We start from the raw sequence: 17,458 nt of genomic DNA on the forward strand, positions 1-17,458 counted from the left end.
AAAAGTCTGCAACTTTTTGGGATCGTGCTTCCTACGCTACTCCAGCGATCGCCTTGGCGAAATCGCTTGCGGAAAATGGTTCGAGGTCGTCGACCTGTTCGCCGACGCCGATGAAATAGACCGGCAGCTTGTGCTTGGCTGCGATCGCGACAAGGATGCCGCCGCGCGCCGTGCCGTCCAGCTTGGTCATCACCAACCCGTTGACGCCGGCGACGTTGCGGAAGATCTCGACCTGGTTGAGGGCGTTCTGGCCGGTGGTGGCATCGACCGTCTGCAGCACCGTGTGCGGCGCTTCCGGGTCGTGCTTGTTGAGCACGCGGACGATCTTTTCCAGTTCCGCCATCAGCTCGGCCTTGTTCTGCAGGCGCCCGGCGGTGTCGATGATCAGCACGTCGGAGCCCGCCTCCTTCGCCTTCACGAAGGCGTCAAAGGCAAGGCCGGCAGCGTCGGCGCCAAGCTTCGAGGCGACGACCGGCGAATTGGTGCGTTCGCCCCAGATCTTCAGCTGCTCGATCGCCGCGGCACGGAAGGTGTCGCCGGCAGCCAGCATTACCGACAGGCCGCCGTCGGTCAGTTTTGCCGCGAGCTTGCCGATGGTGGTTGTCTTGCCGGTGCCATTGACGCCGACCACCAGAATGACGTGCGGCTTGTGCGACAGGTCGAGTTCCAGCGGCATCGCCACTGGCTTCAGCACCTTTTCAACCTCGATGGCCATGATGGCGCGGACTTCGGCGTCGGAGACATCCTTGCCGTAGCGGGTGGAAGCCAGCGCATCGGTAACGCGCAGCGCCGTTTCCATGCCGAGATCGGCGCGGATCAGCACGTCCTCCAGTTCCTCCAGCGTTTCCTCGTCCAGCTTGCGCTTGGTGAAGACGCCGGCGATGCTGCCGGAAAGCTCCTTCGACGAGCGCGACAGGCCCTGCCGCAGACGCTGGAACCATGACAGCCTCGGCTCAGGTACAGCTGGTGCGACCGGCTCGGCCTTCTGCTCGACCTTCTTGGTGACGGTGACCTTGCCGGGAGCGGGCGGTGGAGGTGGCGTCGGAAGAGGCGCCGGCTCGGGCGCGATCTCGTCGCGCAGAGGGTCGGTCTCGATCGGCTCCAGCTGACGCAGCGGCGTAAGGATTTCGGTTGCGGGTGCTGCGAGTTCTTCCTCATTGAGGGGAGGGAGCGCGACCTCCTCTCCCCCCTTGAGGGGGAGATGGTCCGAAGGACCAGAGGGGGTCGGTTCGACTGGGCTCGGCGATTCGGAAACAACCGGTGTTTTCGTTTCTAACCCGACAGACTCTTCCGTCGCGTCGGACGATCGAACGACCCCACCCCAATCGGCTTCGCCGATCGACCCTCCCCTCAAGGGGGAGGGGGACGTCGGCGCGGTTTCGACCGACGCAGGAATCTCTATGGGCGCAGGCGCGGGAACCGGCTCTGCCGGCTGCGGCGGCACTTCCTGCGGGGCAGGTTGTGGCTCGGGCGTTGGTTCTGCCGGGGGCGTTGGAACTTCGACCGGAGCCGGAGCAGGCTCGTCCGGCTGTGCGGGAACTTCTTCCGGAACGGCTGGCTGCTGTTCAGGCGCCGGTTCGGCGGGAATCTCGACGGGTTGCGGCTCCGGCTCTACGGGAGCCGGTTCCGGCTCGGCAGGTGTTGGAGCCGGGGCTGGTTCTTCGGGGGCCGGAACGGCGGGTTCAGGCTCTACCGGAACTGGGGCGGGCGCTGGCTCCTCGGGTGCGGGTTCAGGCTCTTCAGGCGCGACCTCCTCTCCCCCCTTGAGGGGGAGATGGTCCGAAGGACCAGAGGGGGTCGGTTCGACCGGGTGCGGCAGTTCGGAAACGACCGGTGTTTCCGATTTGGGTTCGTTGAAAGTTTCCGCAGCGTCCGACGATCGAACGACCCCACCCCAATCGGCTTCGCCGATCGACTCGCCGGGGCGAGCCACGGGTCTCGCCCGCCCTTCGGGCCCCCTCAAGGGGGAGGGGGGCGCCGGCGTTTCATCGGCTTCCTCTCGCCGTAGGAAATCGGGAAGCGCCGGACGCTCGGGGAGGGTTTCTTCGGCGATAGGTGTTTCCGGCGCGGAGGCCGAAATTTCTTCAACAGGCGCGGGTGGGGCTTCGGCCTCAAGCGCTACAGATGCCGCTTCGGTCGGTTCGGAAGGTGCCGCCTCGGCTGGCGATACGGGAACTTCCGCCTCAGGCGCGGGAAGCGCTGCCTGCTCTTCTACAGGCTCGGGCTTGGCCTCTTCGGCCTGCTTGCGGCCAAAGGAGAAGACTTTCTTGATGAAGTCGAATGCCATGCTTTGCTTCTCAGGCCGCGCGGCGGGCGGCGGCAGCGGCGGTCAGCCGTGCGCCGTCATGGCCGGTGATGGTGGCGGCAAGGATTTCGCCGGGCTGGCCGCCGTCGATCGCCGCCAGCGTGAAACCTTCGGTGCGGCCGATCCCGTTGCGCTCGACGAGGAGCGACTGGTTCGTGCCGACGAGCTTGTCCAGATGCCGCCTATATGCAGCCTCGCCGGCGGCGCGCAGGCGCGCGGCGCGCTCCTTGATGGCGCGGCCCGAAACCTGCGGCATGCGTGCGGCGGGCGTGCCTTCGCGCGGCGAATAGGGGAAGACGTGGAGATGGGTCAGGCCGCATTCCTCGACGATCTTTTCCGAATTCGCGAACATGTCTTCCGTCTCGGTCGGGAAGCCGGCGATGATGTCGGCGCCGAAGACGATGTCGGGGCGAAGTGCGCGTACATCGGCGCAGAAGCGGATCGAATCGTCGCGCAGATGGCGGCGCTTCATGCGCTTCAGGATCATGTCGTCGCCCGATTGCAGCGACAGGTGCAGATGCGGCATCAGCCGCTTTTCGGTGGCGATGGCGTCGAGAAGGTCATCGTCGGCCTCGATGGAATCGATGGATGAAAGCCGCAGCCGCTGCACGTCGGGAACCTGCGTAAGGATCGTCTTGACGAGCTTGCCGAGTTTTGGCGTGCCCGGCAGGTCGGCGCCGAAACTGGTCATGTCGACGCCGGTCAGCACGATCTCGGCATAACCGTTGCCGGTCAGGCGCTTGATCTGCTCGACCACCGCGCCCATCGGCACGGAGCGGGAATTGCCGCGGCCATAGGGGATGATGCAGAAGGTGCAGCGATGGTCGCAGCCATTCTGCACCTGCACGAAAGCGCGCGCCCGGCCCTCGATGGCATCGACCATGTGGGATGCCGTCTCGCGCACGCTCATGATGTCGTTGACGCGGGCCTTTTCGGTGTCGTTGACGCCGAAGTCGGGCAGCGCGCGGTAATTATGGCGTTGAAGCTTTTCCTCGTTGCCGAGCACGAGATCGACCTCGCCCATGGCAGTGAAGGCGGCAGGATCGGTCTGGGCGGCGCAGCCGGTGACGATGATGCGGGCGTCGGGATTTTCGCGCCGTGCCTTGCGGATCGACTGCTTGGCCTGGCGCACGGCCTCGGCGGTGACGGCGCAGGTGTTGAAGATGACAGCGCCGTTCTTGAGTTCACCAAGCCCGGCGGCCTCGGCCTCGCGGCGCATCACCTCGGATTCATAGGTGTTCAGCCGGCAGCCGAATGTGACGACATCGACCGCCATCAGGCCGCGCCCTCGATTTCGCGCTGCCATGCGCCGGTGGCGGGATTGAAGTTGCCGGAAAATTCCCACTCCGCCGGGCCGGTCATGACGACATGATCGTCGGCGCGCCATTCGACCGTCAGGTGCCCACCGCTCGGCACGGTGACCTCGACCTTGCGGCAGGTGCGGTTGGTGCGGGCGGCGCAAACGACTGCCGCGCAGGTGGCCGAGCCGCAGGCCAGCGTCAGGCCGGCGCCGCGCTCCCAGGTGCGCAGGTTCAGCGTTTCGCGCGAGGTGACCTGCGCGATGGAGATGTTGGCGCGCTCGGGGAAGATCGGATGGTTTTCCAGCAGCGGGCCGAAACGGTCGAGCTCATAGGACCAGACATCCTCGTCGACCCAGAAGATCGCATGCGGATTGCCCATCGAGGCGACCGACGGCGAATGCAGCACCGGCGCGTCGATCGGGCCGATCTGCAGTTCGATCATGCGGGTGTCGCGGAATTCCTCGGCCAGCGGGATATCCTGCCAGCCGAAGCGGGGAATGCCCATGTCGACCGAGATCAGGCCGTCGGCATGTTCCTCGGCGTTGAGAATGCCGGCGATGGTCTCGAAGGTGAAGACCTTCTGCCCGGTTTCGGCGGCAAGCGCCTGGACGACGCAGCGCATGCCGTTGCCGCAGGCCTGCGCCATGGTGCCGTCGGAATTGATGATCTCGATATAGTTGATCGTGCCCGGCGTGCGCGGATCATAGATGGCCATGATCTGGTCGAACTTGGTCGCCGGGTCGGCGTTCAGCGCAATGGCCGCAGCAGGCGTAATGCGGTCGGCACGGCTCCGCATGTCGGCAACGATGATCTCGTTGCCGAGCCCGTTCATCTTGGCGAAAGGCGCGGTCATGCTCATTTCGGCCTATATGGCGGAAACGACGGCGAATTACCAGTGGAGAAGGGCGTGCCGCGATGGCAACGCCCTCGTGGTGATCGGCCTGGCCGATGCTAGCTGTTGCGGGTCATCTCGAACAGGAACCAGACGCGGCGCTCGGCTTCGTCGATGAAGTTTTCGAGCAGGCTGGCTGTGGCGACGTCGTTTTCCTCGTCGCAGACGTCATGGGTGCTGCGCATGGAGGCGATCAGCGCCTCGTTGTCCTGGCGCAGTTCGGCCAGCATGTCCTCGGGCGTCACGAAGTCGGCATCGTTGTCGGGAATGCGCTGGAGGCGGGCGATATGGCCGATCGAGCGCAGCGTGGTGCCGCCGAGCTTGCGGGCGCGTTCGGCGATCACGTCGGTCATGGCGAAAATCTGGTCGCCGTGCTCGTCCAGCAGCAGATGGTAGTCACGGAAATGCGGGCCACTCATATGCCAGTGGAAGTTCTTGGTCTTCAGGTAAATTGCGAAAACGTCGGCCAGAAGGGCATTCAGCGCCCCGGTGATGTCGCGTCGCGCATTGTCGCCGAGGCCGGTTGGCGTGGTGAGCGGGGCCTTGCGGTTCTTCTTGGCCTTGTCCGTATCCGGCATGATTAAGCTCCTGTGAGATTGTGCGTGCCTTGCAGAAATGCTGGCCATTGAACTCTGTTCCTGGCCATATCGAAACTCATACCATAACAGCCTGCAAAGGTCGTTCTGGCTATCTCACGCAAATGCCTGCGCCAGTTCCACATCGAACCGGCTTGCGAGACGTCCTGGAGCACGTCGATCAGCCCTGTCAGTTCGCTTGCTGTCATGCAGGACCTAGGCTCCGATATCGGCTTTCACAAATACGGGCGGCACATCCCAGACTTCGCCGGCGAGCATGGCGCGGAATTTCTCGCGGGCAATGCCGTGGGTCTCCAACGCTTCATGCAGCTTGGCGCGGGGTTCGTCGATCGGTTCGTTGGTGAGCTGGAAGGTGCCCCAGTGACAGCCGGCGGCGAAGGCGGCATTGGCAAGCAGCATGCCGCGCACGGCTTCGTCCGGGTTCTGGTGCTGCGGTTTCATGAACCAGCGCGGCTCATAGGCGCCGATCGGCAATATGGCGAAGCGGAAGCCGCCATGTTTTTCGGCAATCAGGCGGTAGTTTTTGCCGTCGTGAAAGCCGGTGTCGCCGGCGAAGTAGATCTTTCCAGCCGGCGTGCCGATGACGAAGCCGGCCCACAGCGCCATGCGGCGGTCCTTGGCGCCGCGCGCCGACCAGTGATGGGCCGGCTCGATGTGGATGGAAATGCCTTCGAATTCGAAAATGTCGCCCCAGTCGCCGGTGACGACGCGCATTTCGGGCGCCCCGGCGCGGATGATGATGTCGTTGCCGAGCGGGGTGATGACCAGCGGGTCGTGGGCTGCCTGCAGAAGCTTCAGCGTCGCAACGTCGAGATGGTCGTAGTGATTGTGGCTGACAAGAACTACGTGGATCGGCGGCAGGTCTTCGAAGGTGATGCCGGGCGGGTTCACGCGCTTGGGGCCGGCGAAGGTGAATGGCGACACGCGATCGGACCAGACAGGGTCTGTCAGTATGTTGAGCCCGGCGACCTGGATGAGCAGCGAGGCGTGGCCGACCATGGTGACGCGCAGGTCGTCGCCGGCAATCTTTCGCGCCGGTTTTGCCTGGGCGAAGGGCGTCGGCCATGAGGCAGGCCATTTGGACCGGCCGCCGCCGAGCTGCCATTTCAGCAGCGCCGAAAAGCTGCCGGGTGGGGTGCCGTCAGGATTGAAGAAAATGCGGCCGTCGAAATGATCGCTTTCGGGGCCTTGGTAATATGGATTCGGTGTTTTCGGTTTCCTGGCCATCTGATGCTCAAGATAAAGGTGCAGGGGGCTGGTGCAAGCATTTGATGGCTGCAAGATCAAGCAGAGGCATCCCGGTCTGCTAATATAGAACCGGCAACTGAGGGAGAGTGCCGTGAAGAAGCGAACCAAGCAGCCCTGGATGGCGGCGGGCGACTTCGGCCGCTCGCTGCCGCGCGGCATCGGCGTCAATCTTCTCGTCCGAGAGATTGCGCCGATGGAGGATTTCTGCCGGGACGTGCTCGGTGCGCAGATCATCTATGCCGACGAGGATTTCGCCGCGGTCCAGCTTCTCGGCTCGGTGTTCATGCTGCATGCCGACCATTCCTATCTCGACAATCCGATGACCGGTGTCATTGCGGGTGTGGAAACACGTGGCGCGGGACTGGAGATCAGGCTCTACGGCGCCGACCCCGATCGCATCGAGGTCATGGCACGCAAGCACGGTCACATCGTACTGGCCGGTTCGGTTGACAAGCCGCATGGCATTCGCGAATGCCATATCGTCGGGCCGGACGGCTATGTCTTCGTGCCGAGCCTGGCCATCGCTGGTTGATCCGGAATCTGCGATATTTTTGCAACATGGTGCGCCGCAAACCGTATTTTAACCATATGCGGTTGAAATCTGCCCATTATCGCCCTGTTTGTAGGGATGGTGAATTTTAGCGGGTGGCGGACCCGGGCTCCGACGGAGGTTTAGATGATTTTTTCGAGAACGGGCCTGTTGGCCGTATCGCTTCTGGCGCTGGCGGCAAGCGGGTGCCAGAGCGATCGCATGTCTTCGGTGGACACGCAGCCCGCGCCGCTTCCGGCTGCGCCGACGGGACGCGTGACCGGCGGCTCGCTGCCGCCTCCGGTTTCCCCCGGCACCACCGACCCGTCGCAGTTCCCGAGCGCACCCGGTGCGGGCACGCAGGTCGCCGGGCTTCCACCTGCAGCCGCCCCGCAGCCCGACGCCAATGCGCCCGACCTTTCGGCCGGCAGCGTCGCCGGCGTCTGGAATGCCTCGGTCTCCGGCCAGAGCTGCCGTGTTGCCACCCCGCAGACCAAGTTCGGTCAGGGTTTCCGCGCCGGCCCGCTGCGCTGCCCGGCTCCGATCGACGGCGTGAAGTCGTGGAATGTCGCGGGCAAGCAGCTTACCCTCTATGATGAGAACGGCGGAACGCTGGCGCGCCTCTATTCTTCCGGCGCCTCGAAATTCGACGGCCAGACCGAGAGCGGCGTGCCGATCTCACTCAGCAGATAAGACGCAAGCTGCGTCTTTATTTCGGCGCGCGATCCTGTAAGAAAGCCCGCAGCTTTCGGGGATCGTGCCCGAAAAATCCGACCACGGATCTCCAGAGACATGATCAATGCATCTGCGTGACGGTATCCAGACGCGAGCTACCGTCCGGCAGCGTTACGACCATCTCGCCGAGACGGGCGCGCTGGAGCGCGACCCGGCGCAGGAAGTCATCGTCGGCGCACTCGACCGGCTGATCGACGAGCTTTGCTCAAAACGGCTGGCGCATAAATCCAGCGCGCTCGGCTGGCTGTTCGGCAAGAAGCGCGAGAACCAGGCGCCCGTCAAAGGGCTCTACATCCATGGCGATGTCGGCCGCGGCAAGACCATGCTGATGGACATGTTCTTCGAGCTGGTGCCGGTGCGGCGCAAGCGGCGCATCCATTTCAACGACTTCATGGCCGATGTGCAGGATCGGATCCAGAAGCACCGGCTTGCACGCAAGAATGGCGAGACGAAGGAAGACGATCCGATCCCGCCGGTGGCGGCAGCACTTGCCGACGAGGCCTGGGTGCTGTGCTTCGACGAGTTTTCCGTGACCGACATTGCCGACGCGATGATCCTGTCGCGGCTGTTTTCGGCACTTTTTGCGCAAGGCGTGGTGCTGGTCGCGACGTCGAACGTTGCGCCGGACGATCTCTACCGCGACGGGCTGAACCGGGCGCTTTTCCTGCCTTTCATCAGCATTCTCAAGCGTCATGCCGACGTGCTCGACCTCGATGCGGACAAGGATTACCGGCTCGAGAAGCTGAACCGCATGCCGGTCTATATGACGCCGCTGGGCGCTGAGACCGACCGGCAGATGGACGAGGCCTGGAAGGCTATGACCCATGGCGCGCCGGCGGAAGCTGCGTCGCTGACGGTCAAGGGCAGGCAGGTGGCGGTGCCGGTTGCTGCCGGCGATGCCGCCCGCTTCACCTTCGCCGAGCTGTGCGAGAAGCCGCATGGCGCGCGCGACTATCTGGCGATCACCGGGCGCTTTTCGACGATCTTCGTCGACCATGTGCCGGTGCTGGCCGAGAACCGGCGCAACGAGGCCAAGCGTTTTATTCTCTTCATAGATACGGTCTACGACCATCACGTCCGGCTGGTGGTCAGCGCCGAAGCGCCGCCGCAGGAGCTTTACGTCGGCAAGCGCGGCACGGAGGCCTTCGAGTTCGACCGCACCACATCGCGGCTGATGGAGATGCAGAGCCGCGACTGGCTCGACGACTGGGCGGTGCGCCATGCGCCTGCGCAACCTCAGGAAGCCGGCAAATCTTTGACGGCCTGACGTCCATTTCGCGAAAACTTTGACGTTTACGTAACTCCATTTGTTTCTAACCGATTGAAATCCTTGAGGTCAAAATAATCGGTTGAATTTCAAGCCCTATGGGTCTAATTCCAACGGCGAAATTCTGGCTGCATAACCCTGATCCATCTGGCCTAAACGCTCTATCCACCGGCGCCATCGCGCCCGGTTACAGACAAAGGGAAAACATCCTCACATGGCACGCAACAAGATAGCCCTCATCGGTTCCGGCATGATTGGCGGCACGCTCGCCCATATGATCGGTCTCAAGGAACTCGGCGACGTCGTCCTCTTCGACATTGCTGAAGGCATTCCGCAGGGCAAGGGCCTCGATATCGCAGAATCCTCGCCGGTCGACGGTTTTGACGCGCGCTATACCGGCGTCAACGACTATGCCGGCATCGAGGGTGCGGATGTCTGCATCGTGACGGCCGGCGTGCCGCGCAAGCCCGGCATGAGCCGCGACGATCTGATCGGCATCAACCTCAAGGTGATGGAGCAGGTCGGCGCCGGCATCAAGAAGTATGCCCCCAACGCTTTCGTCATCTGCATCACCAACCCGCTCGACGCCATGGTCTGGGCGCTGCAGAAGTTCTCCGGCCTGCCGAAGAGCCATGTCGTCGGCATGGCCGGCGTGCTCGACTCGGCCCGTTTCCGCTATTTCCTCGCCGATGAGTTCAAGGTCTCGGTCGAGGATGTCAGCGCCATGACGCTCGGCGGCCACGGCGACGACATGGTGCCGATGGTGCGCTATTCCACGGTTGCCGGCATTCCGCTGCCGGATCTCGTCAAGATGGGCTGGACCAGCCAGGAAAAGCTCGACGCCATCGTCGAGCGTACCCGCAAGGGCGGCGGCGAGATCGTTGGCCTGCTCAAGACCGGGTCGGCCTATTATGCTCCGGCTGCCTCGGCGATCGCCATGGCCGAGAGCTACCTCCGCGACAAGAAGCGCGTGCTGCCATGTGCTGCTTACCTCAGCGGCCAGTATGGCGTGAAGGACATGTATGTCGGCGTGCCGGTGGTGATCGGTGCCGGTGGCGTCGAGCGCATCATCGAGATCGACTTCAACAAGGCGGAAGAGAAGATGTTCGAGACGTCGGTCGCGGCCGTGAAGGGCCTTTGCGAAGCCTGCGTCGGCATTTCGCCCAATCTCGGCGGCAAGTGAGGATCGGCTCATGAACATTCATGAATATCAGGGCAAGGCGCTGCTGAAAGGCTTTGGCGCGCCGGTTGCCGAAGGCGTGGCGATCTTCAACGCCGGTGAGGCCGAGGCGGCTGCCAAGAAGCTGCCCGGACCGCTCTACGTGGTGAAGAGCCAGATTCATGCCGGCGGCCGCGGCAAGGGCAAGTTCAAGGAGCTTTCGGCGGACGCCAAGGGCGGCGTGCGGCTGGCGAAGTCGATCGAAGACGTCGTCGCCAATGCCAAGGAGATGCTCGGCAACACGCTGGTGACCAAGCAGACCGGCCCGGCCGGCAAGCAGGTCAACCGCCTCTATATCGAGGACGGCGCCGACATTGACCGCGAGCTCTATCTGTCGATCCTGGTCGACCGCACCGTCGGCCGCGTCGCCTTCGTGGTTTCGACCGAGGGCGGCATGGACATCGAGGCCGTGGCGCATGACACGCCGGAAAAGATCATCACCGTTGCGATCGATCCTGAAAAGGGCGTGACCGCGGACGATCTCAAGGCGCTGAACGGCGCGCTGAAGCTTTCGGGCGAGGCGGCTGCGGATGGCGAAAAGCTTTTCCCGATCCTCTACAAGGCCTTTGTCGAGAAGGACATGAGCCTGCTCGAGGTCAACCCGCTGATCGTCATGACCAATGGCCGCCTGCGCGTGCTGGACGCCAAGGTGTCGTTCGACAACAACGCCCTGTTCCGTCATCCCGATGTGCTCGAACTGCGCGACACGACCGAAGAGGACGCGAAGGAGATCGAGGCGTCGAAATACGACCTCGCCTATGTCGCGCTCGACGGCAATATCGGCTGCATGGTCAACGGCGCGGGCCTTGCCATGGCGACGATGGACATCATCAAGCTCTATGGCGCAGAGCCGGCGAACTTCCTTGATGTCGGCGGCGGCGCTTCCAAGGAGAAGGTCACCGCGGCGTTCAAGATCATCACCGCCGACCCGGCGGTCGAAGGCATTCTGATCAACATCTTCGGCGGCATCATGAAGTGCGATGTCATTGCCGAGGGCGTGATCGCGGCGGTCAAGGAAGTCGGCCTCAAGGTTCCGCTGGTGGTTCGCCTCGAAGGCACCAACGCCGAACTCGGCAAGAAGATCATCAATGAGAGCGGACTGAACGTCACCTCGGCTGACGATCTGGACGATGCGGCCAAGAAGATCGTCGCGGCGGTGAAGGGCTAGCTGATGAATACCGCGCAGTGGCCCCTCGAGCTCGTCTTCATCGCGCCTTTTGCGGTGATGTTCGTTGCTGTGTGGGGCACGAGACGCGGCAACCATCGCTTTCTTGCTGCCTTCGGAGCCGCGATTTCAATGGTGCTTGGCGGCGCGTTGCTGGTCTCGGGTGTGGATGCATCCTGTGCCATCAACGAGAGCGAGTGCATCGGCGCAACGGCGACGGCTTACCTGATTGGCTTGATTTGGCTGATAGCATTTGTGGTCAGCGTAGTTTTGATTTCACGTGCCAAGGCCGTGAATAATTTGAGATCGGAGTTCCGCAACTAATGTCCATTCTCATCGACAAGAACACCAAGATCCTGGTGCAGGGCCTGACCGGCAAGACCGGCACCTTCCACACCGAGCAGGCTTTGGCCTATCACGGCACCAAGATGGTCGGCGGCATCCATCCGAAGAAGGGTGGCGAGAGCTGGACCGGCGCCAAGGGCGAGACCCTGCCGATCTTCGCAAGCGTTGCCGAAGGCAAGGAAAAGACCGGCGCCAATGCCTCGGTCGTCTATGTGCCGCCGGCAGGTGCTGCAGAGGCGATCATCGAGGCGATCGAAGCGGAAATCCCGCTGATCGTCTGCATCACCGAAGGCATCCCGGTCGCCGACATGATCAAGGTCAAGGCGCGCCTCGACCGTTCGACGTCGCGGCTGATCGGCCCGAACTGCCCCGGCATCGTCACGCCCGACCAGTGCAAGATCGGCATCATGCCCGGCAACATCTTCCGCAAGGGCTCGGTCGGCGTTGTTTCGCGCTCCGGCACGCTTACATATGAGGCTGTGTTCCAGACGACGAATGCCGGGCTTGGCCAGTCGACTGCCGTCGGCATCGGCGGCGATCCGGTCAAGGGTACGGAATTCATCGACATGCTCGAAATGTTCCTGGCCGACGACGAGACCAAGTCGATCATCATGATCGGCGAGATCGGTGGTTCGGCCGAGGAAGACGCAGCGCAGTTCCTGATCGACGAGGCCAAGCGTGGCCGCAAGAAGCCGATGGCCGGCTTCATCGCCGGGCGCACTGCTCCGGCCGGCCGCACCATGGGCCATGCAGGCGCTGTGATCTCCGGCGGCAAGGGCGGCGCGGAAGACAAGATCGCGGCGATGGAAGCGGCAGGCATTCGCGTGTCGCCGTCGCCGGCACGTCTCGGCACGACGCTGGTCGAGGCGATCAAGGGTTAAGGGAATAAGGGAGTAGCGAATAGTGAGTAGTGAAGAGTAGCGAACGGCAGAGACTTCCTTCTTCACTACTCTCTACTGACTACTCACCATTCCCTTTCGCAAAAGGAGACGGAGCCAAAACTCCGGATTGAGAAAATGGCACGACAAGATCAGGCCAACGACCAGTTTTCCCTCACCTCGTTCCTCTATGGCGGCAATGCCGACTATATCGACGCGCTTTATGCCGCCTATGAGGACGATCCGTCCTCGGTCGATCCGGAGTGGCAGGATTTCTTTGCTTCGCTGAAGGACGACGCCGGCGACATCAAGAAGAACGCCAAGGGCGCTTCCTGGTCGACGCCGAGCTGGCCGCTGCAGTCGAATGGCGAACTCGTCTCGGCGCTGGACGGCAATTGGGGCCTGATCGAAAAGCAGATCGAGAAGAAGGTGAAGGACAAGGCCGTCGCCAATGGCGTGGCGCTCTCCGACATCGACGTCCTGCAGGCGACACGCGATTCCGTGCGCGCGATCATGATGATCCGCGCCTATCGCATGCGCGGCCATCTCCACGCCAATCTCGATCCGCTCGGCATCGCCAATCCGATCGAGGACTATAACGAGCTTTCGCCGGTCTCCTACGGCTTCACCGAGGCCGATTACGACCGCAAGATCTTCATCGACCATGTGCTCGGGCTCGAATATGCGAGCATCCGCGAGATGCTCGACATCCTGACGCGCACCTATTGCTCGACGCTCGGCGTCGAATTCATGCACATCTCCAACCCGGAGGAGAAGGCGTGGATCCAGGCCCGTATCGAGGGACCGGACAAGGGCATCGCGTTCACCGCCGAAGGCAAGAAGGCGATCATGCAGAAGCTGATCGAGGCCGAAGGCTTCGAGCAGTTCATCGACGTCAAGTACAAGGGCACCAAGCGCTTCGGCCTCGACGGCGGTGAATCGCTGATCCCGGCGCTGGAGCAGATCATGAAGCGCGGCGGCGCGCTCGGCATGAAGGACATCGTGCTCGGCATGGCCCACCGCGGCCGCCTCAACGTGCTTTCCCAGGTGATGGCCAAGCCGCACCGCGCCATCTTCCACGAATTCAAGGGTGGCTCCTACGCACCCGACGACGTCGAAGGCTCGGGCGACGTGAAGTACCATCTTGGCGCATCATCGGACCGCGAGTTCGACGGCAACAAGGTGCATCTGTCGCTGACGGCCAACCCGTCGCATCTGGAAATCGTCGACCCAGTGGTGATGGGCAAGGCCCGCGCCAAGCAGGACCAGCTCTACGGCCGCACGCCGCGCGACGAGATCGTGCCGCTGGAAGAACGCGCCAAGGTGCTGCCGCTGCTGCTGCACGGCGATGCTGCCTTTGCCGGCCAGGGCGTTATCGCCGAAATCCTCGGCCTGTCGGGCCTGCGCGGCCACCGCGTTGCCGGCACGCTGCATTTCATCATCAACAACCAGATCGGCTTCACGACGAACCCGCGCTTCTCGCGCTCGTCGCCCTATCCGTCTGACGTCGCCAAGATGATCGAGGCGCCGATCTTCCATGTGAACGGCGATGATCCGGAAGCGGTTGTCTATGCCGCCAAGGTGGCGATCGAATTCCGCATGAAGTTCCACAAGCCGGTGGTGGTGGACATGTTCTGCTATCGCCGCTTCGGCCACAATGAGGGCGACGAGCCGGCATTCACGCAGCCGATCATGTATCGCAACATCCGCACCCACAAGACGACGGTGCAGATCTATGGCGACAAGCTGATTGCCGAAGGCCATATCAGCCAGGAAGAGTTCGACAAGATGAAGGCCGACTGGCGCGCCCATCTCGAATCCGAGTGGGAAGTCGGACAGCATTACAAGCCCAACAAGGCCGACTGGCTGGACGGCGCATGGTCGGGCCTGCGCACGGCCGACAATGAGGACGAGCAGCGGCGCGGCAAGACGGCAATGCCGGTCAAGACGCTGAAGGAAATCGGCAAGAAGCTGACCGAGGTGCCGCAGGGCTTCGAGGCGCACAAGACCATCCAGCGCTTTCTCGAGACGCGGCGCAAGATGATCGATTCGGGTGAAGGCATCGACTGGTCGACGGCCGAGGCTCTGGCCTTCGGCTCGATCCTGCTCGACGGCAATCCGATCCGGCTTTCCGGCCAGGATTCGGAGCGCGGCACGTTTTCGCAGCGCCATTCGGTGCTTTACGACCAGAAGGACGAAAACCGCTACATCCCGCTCAACAACCTCTCGGCTGCCCAGGCGAATTTCGAAGTCATCAACTCGATGCTTTCGGAAGAGGCCGTGCTTGGTTTCGAATATGGCTACTCGCTGGCCGAGCCCAAGGCGCTGACGCTGTGGGAAGCGCAGTTCGGCGATTTCGCCAACGGCGCGCAGGTGGTGTTCGACCAGTTCATCTCGTCGGGCGAGCGCAAGTGGCTGCGCATGTCGGGTCTCGTCTGCTTGCTGCCGCATGGCTATGAGGGGCAGGGGCCGGAGCATTCGTCGGCAAGGCTGGAGCGTTTCCTGCAGCTCTGCGCTGAAGACAACATGCAGGTTGCCTACTGCACGACGCCGGCTAACTATTTCCACATCCTGCGCCGCCAGCTCAAGCGCGACTTCCGCAAGCCGCTGATCCTGATGACGCCGAAGTCGCTTCTGCGTCACAAGCGGGCGGTGTCGACGATCTCAGAGATTTCCGGCGAAAGCGCCTTCCATCGCCTGCTGTGGGACGATGCGCAGATGCTGCCGGACCAGGCCATCAAGCTCACCAAGGACTCGAAGATCCGCCGCGTCGTGCTGTGCTCGGGCAAGGTCTATTACGACCTCTACGAGGAGCGCGAGAAGCGCGGCATCAACGACATCTATTTGCTGCGCGTCGAACAGCTCTACCCGTTCCCGGCCAAGGCGCTGATCAACGAGCTGTCGCGCTTCCGTGGCGCGGAGATGGTGTGGTGCCAGGAAGAGCCGAAGAACATGGGTGCGTGGTCGTTCATCGACCCGTATCTGGAATGGGTGCTCGCCCATATCGACGCCAAGCATCAGCGCGTGCGCTATACGGGCCGCCCGGCGGCGGCATCGCCGGCAACGGGCCTGATGTCGAAGCATCTGGCGCAGCTCCAGGCGTTCCTCGACGACGCGCTCGGCGAATAATCCCTCAGTTCCAAAAACGGATAGGCAAAAAATGGCTACCGAAATCCGCGTCCCGACCCTCGGCGAATCCGTCAGCGAGGCGACCATCGGCAAATGGTTCAAGAAGGTCGGCGACGCGATTGCTGCCGACGAACCGCTGGTCGAGCTCGAAACCGACAAGGTGACGATCGAAGTGCCGTCGCCGTCTGCCGGCACGCTGACCGAAATCGCAGCACCCGAAGGCGAGACCGTTGGCGTCGGCGCCATTCTCGGCACGATTTCGGCAGGTGCTGGTGCGGCCGCCAAGCCCGCCGCGAAGGCCGAGGCTGCCAAGCCCGACGCGGTGGCGCAGGCAGCCGGTGCTGCAAGTGCTTCGACCACCAAGGAAGCTGCCGAAAAGACCGCCAAGATCGCTGGCGAAGGCGAGATCGAAGAGCGCAAGATGCCGCCGGCTCCGGCCGCCGCCAAGCTGCTTGCCGAGAGCAATGCATCCGTCGATCAGGTGACCGGAACCGGCAAGCGCGGCCAGGTGCTGAAGGGCGATGTGCTCGACGCCATCTCCAAGGGCTTCACCGCGCCGGCCGCTTCGGCACCGGCTGCCGCTCCGGTGGCAGCGCGCGCGCCATCGTCTGCCAGCGAGGAGGCACGCGAGGAGCGCGTGCGCATGACCAAGCTGCGCCAGACCATTGCGCGCCGCCTGAAGGAAGCGCAGTCGACCGCCGCCATGCTGACGACCTTCAACGAGGTCGACATGAAGGCGGTGATGGACCTGCGCACGAAGTACAAGGACGTCTTCGAGAAGAAACACGGCGTGAAGCTCGGCTTCATGGGCTTCTTCACCAAGGCGGTGACGCATGCGCTGAAGGAAATCCCGGCGGTGAACGCCGAGATCGACGGCACCGACATCATCTACAAGAACTACGCCCATATCGGTGTCGCCGTAGGCACCGAAAAAGGCCTCGTCGTGCCGGTGGTGCGCGATGCCGACCAGATGTCGATCGCCGAGATCGAGAAGGAAATCGGCCGGCTCGGTCTGGCTGCCCGCGACGGCAAGCTGTCGGTCGCCGACATGCAGGGCGGCACCTTCACCATCTCCAATGGCGGAGTCTACGGCTCGCTGATGTCGACGCCGATCCTGAATGCGCCGCAGTCGGGCATTCTCGGCATGCACAAGATCCAGGACCGTCCGGTGGTCGTCGGCGGGCAGATCGTCATCCGCCCGATGATGTATCTGGCGCTGTCCTACGATCACCGCATCGTCGACGGCAAGGAAGCCGTGACCTTCCTGGTACGCGTCAAGGAAAGCCTGGAGGATCCGGAACGGCTGGTGCTGGACCTCTGAGGTCCAGCCGTTTGAATTGGCGCATGATCCTTCCGGGAAATCTTCCGGTTCCAAGGGTCATGCGCTAGGCTTGCTGCCCCAAAGGAGCAGGACCATGGCCTTCGAACCCAACATTCCGCCGATCCAGGTGCATCTCTGCGTCAAGGGCGGCAGGGAAGCGATCGCGTTCTACGAGAAAGCCTTTGACGCGGTCGAAACCTTCGAGCAGATGGCCGATGACGGCGTGCGGGTGCTGCACGCCAATCTGTCGATGTTCGGCTCCGAGGTCATGCTGCATGACGAATTCCCGGAATTCGGCGGTGATGTGCTGTCGCCGCTGAGCCGTGGCGGAGCGGGGCTGTCCATCAACATCAATTTGCCCACGCCGTCGGATGTGGATAGCGCAGTGGAACAGGCGGCGGCTGCAGGTGCTGTGATAACCATGGCGCCGGAAGATGCGTTCTGGGGCTCGCGCTATGCCAGGATCACCGATCCCTTCGGCCATGTCTGGGCCTTCAACGCGCCATTGGAGAAGCAATCGTGACGGGC

General features: G+C 63.0%; 15 protein-coding genes. 10 read left to right on the forward strand and 5 right to left on the reverse strand.

Annotated features, from left to right (window positions below):
- Positions 1–31: 31 nt before the first annotated feature.
- The 5 genes from ftsY to DZG07_RS03475 form a co-directional block, all read right to left on the reverse strand.
- A complete protein-coding gene (ftsY, locus tag DZG07_RS24170) occupies positions 32–2,287 on the reverse strand; it encodes a signal recognition particle-docking protein FtsY (RefSeq protein ID WP_348626409.1) in 2,256 nt (751 codons plus the stop codon).
- Between the two features lie 10 nt (positions 2,288–2,297).
- A complete protein-coding gene (gene mtaB, locus DZG07_RS03455) occupies positions 2,298–3,581 on the reverse strand; it encodes a tRNA (N(6)-L-threonylcarbamoyladenosine(37)-C(2))-methylthiotransferase MtaB (RefSeq protein WP_162931538.1) in 1,284 nt (427 codons plus the stop codon).
- Positions 3,581–4,465, reverse strand: coding sequence for a diaminopimelate epimerase (dapF, locus tag DZG07_RS03460; protein WP_119814284.1), 885 nt, complete (start codon positions 4,463–4,465; stop codon positions 3,581–3,583). The genes mtaB and dapF overlap by 1 nt, the downstream gene beginning before the upstream one ends.
- 92 nt (positions 4,466–4,557) lie before the next feature.
- On the reverse strand, positions 4,558–5,076 hold the full coding sequence (locus DZG07_RS03465) for a DNA starvation/stationary phase protection protein (RefSeq protein WP_091908676.1): 519 nt from the start codon (positions 5,074–5,076) through the stop codon (positions 4,558–4,560).
- Positions 5,077–5,289: 213 nt separating this feature from the next.
- Positions 5,290–6,321 (reverse strand): MBL fold metallo-hydrolase, encoded by a 1,032-nt coding sequence (locus DZG07_RS03475; RefSeq protein ID WP_119814290.1) that lies wholly within the window; start codon positions 6,319–6,321, stop codon positions 5,290–5,292.
- Positions 6,322–6,433: 112 nt separating this feature from the next.
- Between DZG07_RS03475 and DZG07_RS03480 the strand changes: the two genes are divergently transcribed.
- The 10 genes from DZG07_RS03480 to DZG07_RS03525 all read left to right on the forward strand — a co-directional run bounded on the left by DZG07_RS03480 (position 6,434) and on the right by DZG07_RS03525 (position 17,453).
- Positions 6,434–6,874 carry a hypothetical protein gene (locus DZG07_RS03480; RefSeq protein WP_245429575.1) on the forward strand — a complete coding sequence of 147 codons (441 nt, stop codon included), beginning with the start codon at positions 6,434–6,436 and terminating at the stop codon, positions 6,872–6,874.
- Between the two features lie 144 nt (positions 6,875–7,018).
- On the forward strand, positions 7,019–7,564 hold the full coding sequence (locus DZG07_RS03485) for a protease inhibitor Inh/omp19 family protein (protein ID WP_119814293.1): 546 nt from the start codon (positions 7,019–7,021) through the stop codon (positions 7,562–7,564).
- A gap of 106 nt (positions 7,565–7,670) precedes the next feature.
- The gene (gene zapE, locus DZG07_RS03490; protein WP_119814296.1) at positions 7,671–8,873 is read left to right on the forward strand and encodes a cell division protein ZapE; all 1,203 of its coding nucleotides are present in this window, start codon (positions 7,671–7,673) and stop codon (positions 8,871–8,873) included.
- A 214-nt stretch (positions 8,874–9,087) separates the two neighbouring features.
- Positions 9,088–10,056 (forward strand): malate dehydrogenase, encoded by a 969-nt coding sequence (gene mdh / locus DZG07_RS03495; RefSeq protein WP_091908687.1) that lies wholly within the window; start codon positions 9,088–9,090, stop codon positions 10,054–10,056.
- A 10-nt stretch (positions 10,057–10,066) separates the two neighbouring features.
- On the forward strand, positions 10,067–11,260 hold the full coding sequence (gene sucC / locus DZG07_RS03500) for an ADP-forming succinate--CoA ligase subunit beta (RefSeq protein ID WP_119814299.1): 1,194 nt from the start codon (positions 10,067–10,069) through the stop codon (positions 11,258–11,260).
- A 3-nt stretch (positions 11,261–11,263) separates the two neighbouring features.
- Positions 11,264–11,581 (forward strand): hypothetical protein, encoded by a 318-nt coding sequence (locus tag DZG07_RS03505; RefSeq protein ID WP_091908693.1) that lies wholly within the window; start codon positions 11,264–11,266, stop codon positions 11,579–11,581.
- A complete protein-coding gene (gene sucD / locus DZG07_RS03510; RefSeq protein WP_091908696.1) occupies positions 11,581–12,483 on the forward strand; it encodes a succinate--CoA ligase subunit alpha in 903 nt (300 codons plus the stop codon). Before DZG07_RS03505 ends, sucD begins: the two co-directional genes overlap by 1 nt.
- A gap of 135 nt (positions 12,484–12,618) precedes the next feature.
- Positions 12,619–15,609 carry a 2-oxoglutarate dehydrogenase E1 component gene (locus DZG07_RS03515; RefSeq protein WP_119814302.1) on the forward strand — a complete coding sequence of 997 codons (2,991 nt, stop codon included), beginning with the start codon at positions 12,619–12,621 and terminating at the stop codon, positions 15,607–15,609.
- Positions 15,610–15,640: 31 nt separating this feature from the next.
- Complete coding sequence (gene odhB / locus DZG07_RS03520; RefSeq protein ID WP_119814305.1) at positions 15,641–16,930, forward strand: 2-oxoglutarate dehydrogenase complex dihydrolipoyllysine-residue succinyltransferase; 1,290 nt, start codon at positions 15,641–15,643, stop codon at positions 16,928–16,930.
- Positions 16,931–17,024: 94 nt separating this feature from the next.
- Positions 17,025–17,453, forward strand: a complete 429-nt coding sequence (locus DZG07_RS03525) for a VOC family protein (protein ID WP_119814308.1) — start codon at positions 17,025–17,027, stop codon at positions 17,451–17,453.
- Positions 17,454–17,458 lie beyond the last annotated feature (5 nt).

The organism is Mesorhizobium sp. DCY119 (assembly GCF_003590645.1).
Lineage (GTDB): Bacteria > Pseudomonadota > Alphaproteobacteria > Rhizobiales > Rhizobiaceae > Mesorhizobium_M.

Coding starts and splice junctions, on each gene's coding strand:
- DZG07_RS03505 (WP_091908693.1), top strand. CDS start 11,264: ATGAATACCGCGCAGTGGCCCCTCGAGCTCGTCTTCATCGCGCCTTTT.
- DZG07_RS03475 (WP_119814290.1), bottom strand. CDS start 6,321: ATGGCCAGGAAACCGAAAACACCGAATCCATATTACCAAGGCCCCGAA.
- ftsY (WP_348626409.1), bottom strand. CDS start 2,287: ATGGCATTCGACTTCATCAAGAAAGTCTTCTCCTTTGGCCGCAAGCAG.
- DZG07_RS03515 (WP_119814302.1), top strand. CDS start 12,619: ATGGCACGACAAGATCAGGCCAACGACCAGTTTTCCCTCACCTCGTTC.
- mtaB (WP_162931538.1), bottom strand. CDS start 3,581: ATGGCGGTCGATGTCGTCACATTCGGCTGCCGGCTGAACACCTATGAA.
- dapF (WP_119814284.1), bottom strand. CDS start 4,465: ATGAGCATGACCGCGCCTTTCGCCAAGATGAACGGGCTCGGCAACGAG.
- mdh (WP_091908687.1), top strand. CDS start 9,088: ATGGCACGCAACAAGATAGCCCTCATCGGTTCCGGCATGATTGGCGGC.
- zapE (WP_119814296.1), top strand. CDS start 7,671: ATGCATCTGCGTGACGGTATCCAGACGCGAGCTACCGTCCGGCAGCGT.
- DZG07_RS03485 (WP_119814293.1), top strand. CDS start 7,019: ATGATTTTTTCGAGAACGGGCCTGTTGGCCGTATCGCTTCTGGCGCTG.
- odhB (WP_119814305.1), top strand. CDS start 15,641: ATGGCTACCGAAATCCGCGTCCCGACCCTCGGCGAATCCGTCAGCGAG.
- sucC (WP_119814299.1), top strand. CDS start 10,067: ATGAACATTCATGAATATCAGGGCAAGGCGCTGCTGAAAGGCTTTGGC.
- DZG07_RS03525 (WP_119814308.1), top strand. CDS start 17,025: ATGGCCTTCGAACCCAACATTCCGCCGATCCAGGTGCATCTCTGCGTC.
- DZG07_RS03465 (WP_091908676.1), bottom strand. CDS start 5,076: ATGCCGGATACGGACAAGGCCAAGAAGAACCGCAAGGCCCCGCTCACC.
- sucD (WP_091908696.1), top strand. CDS start 11,581: ATGTCCATTCTCATCGACAAGAACACCAAGATCCTGGTGCAGGGCCTG.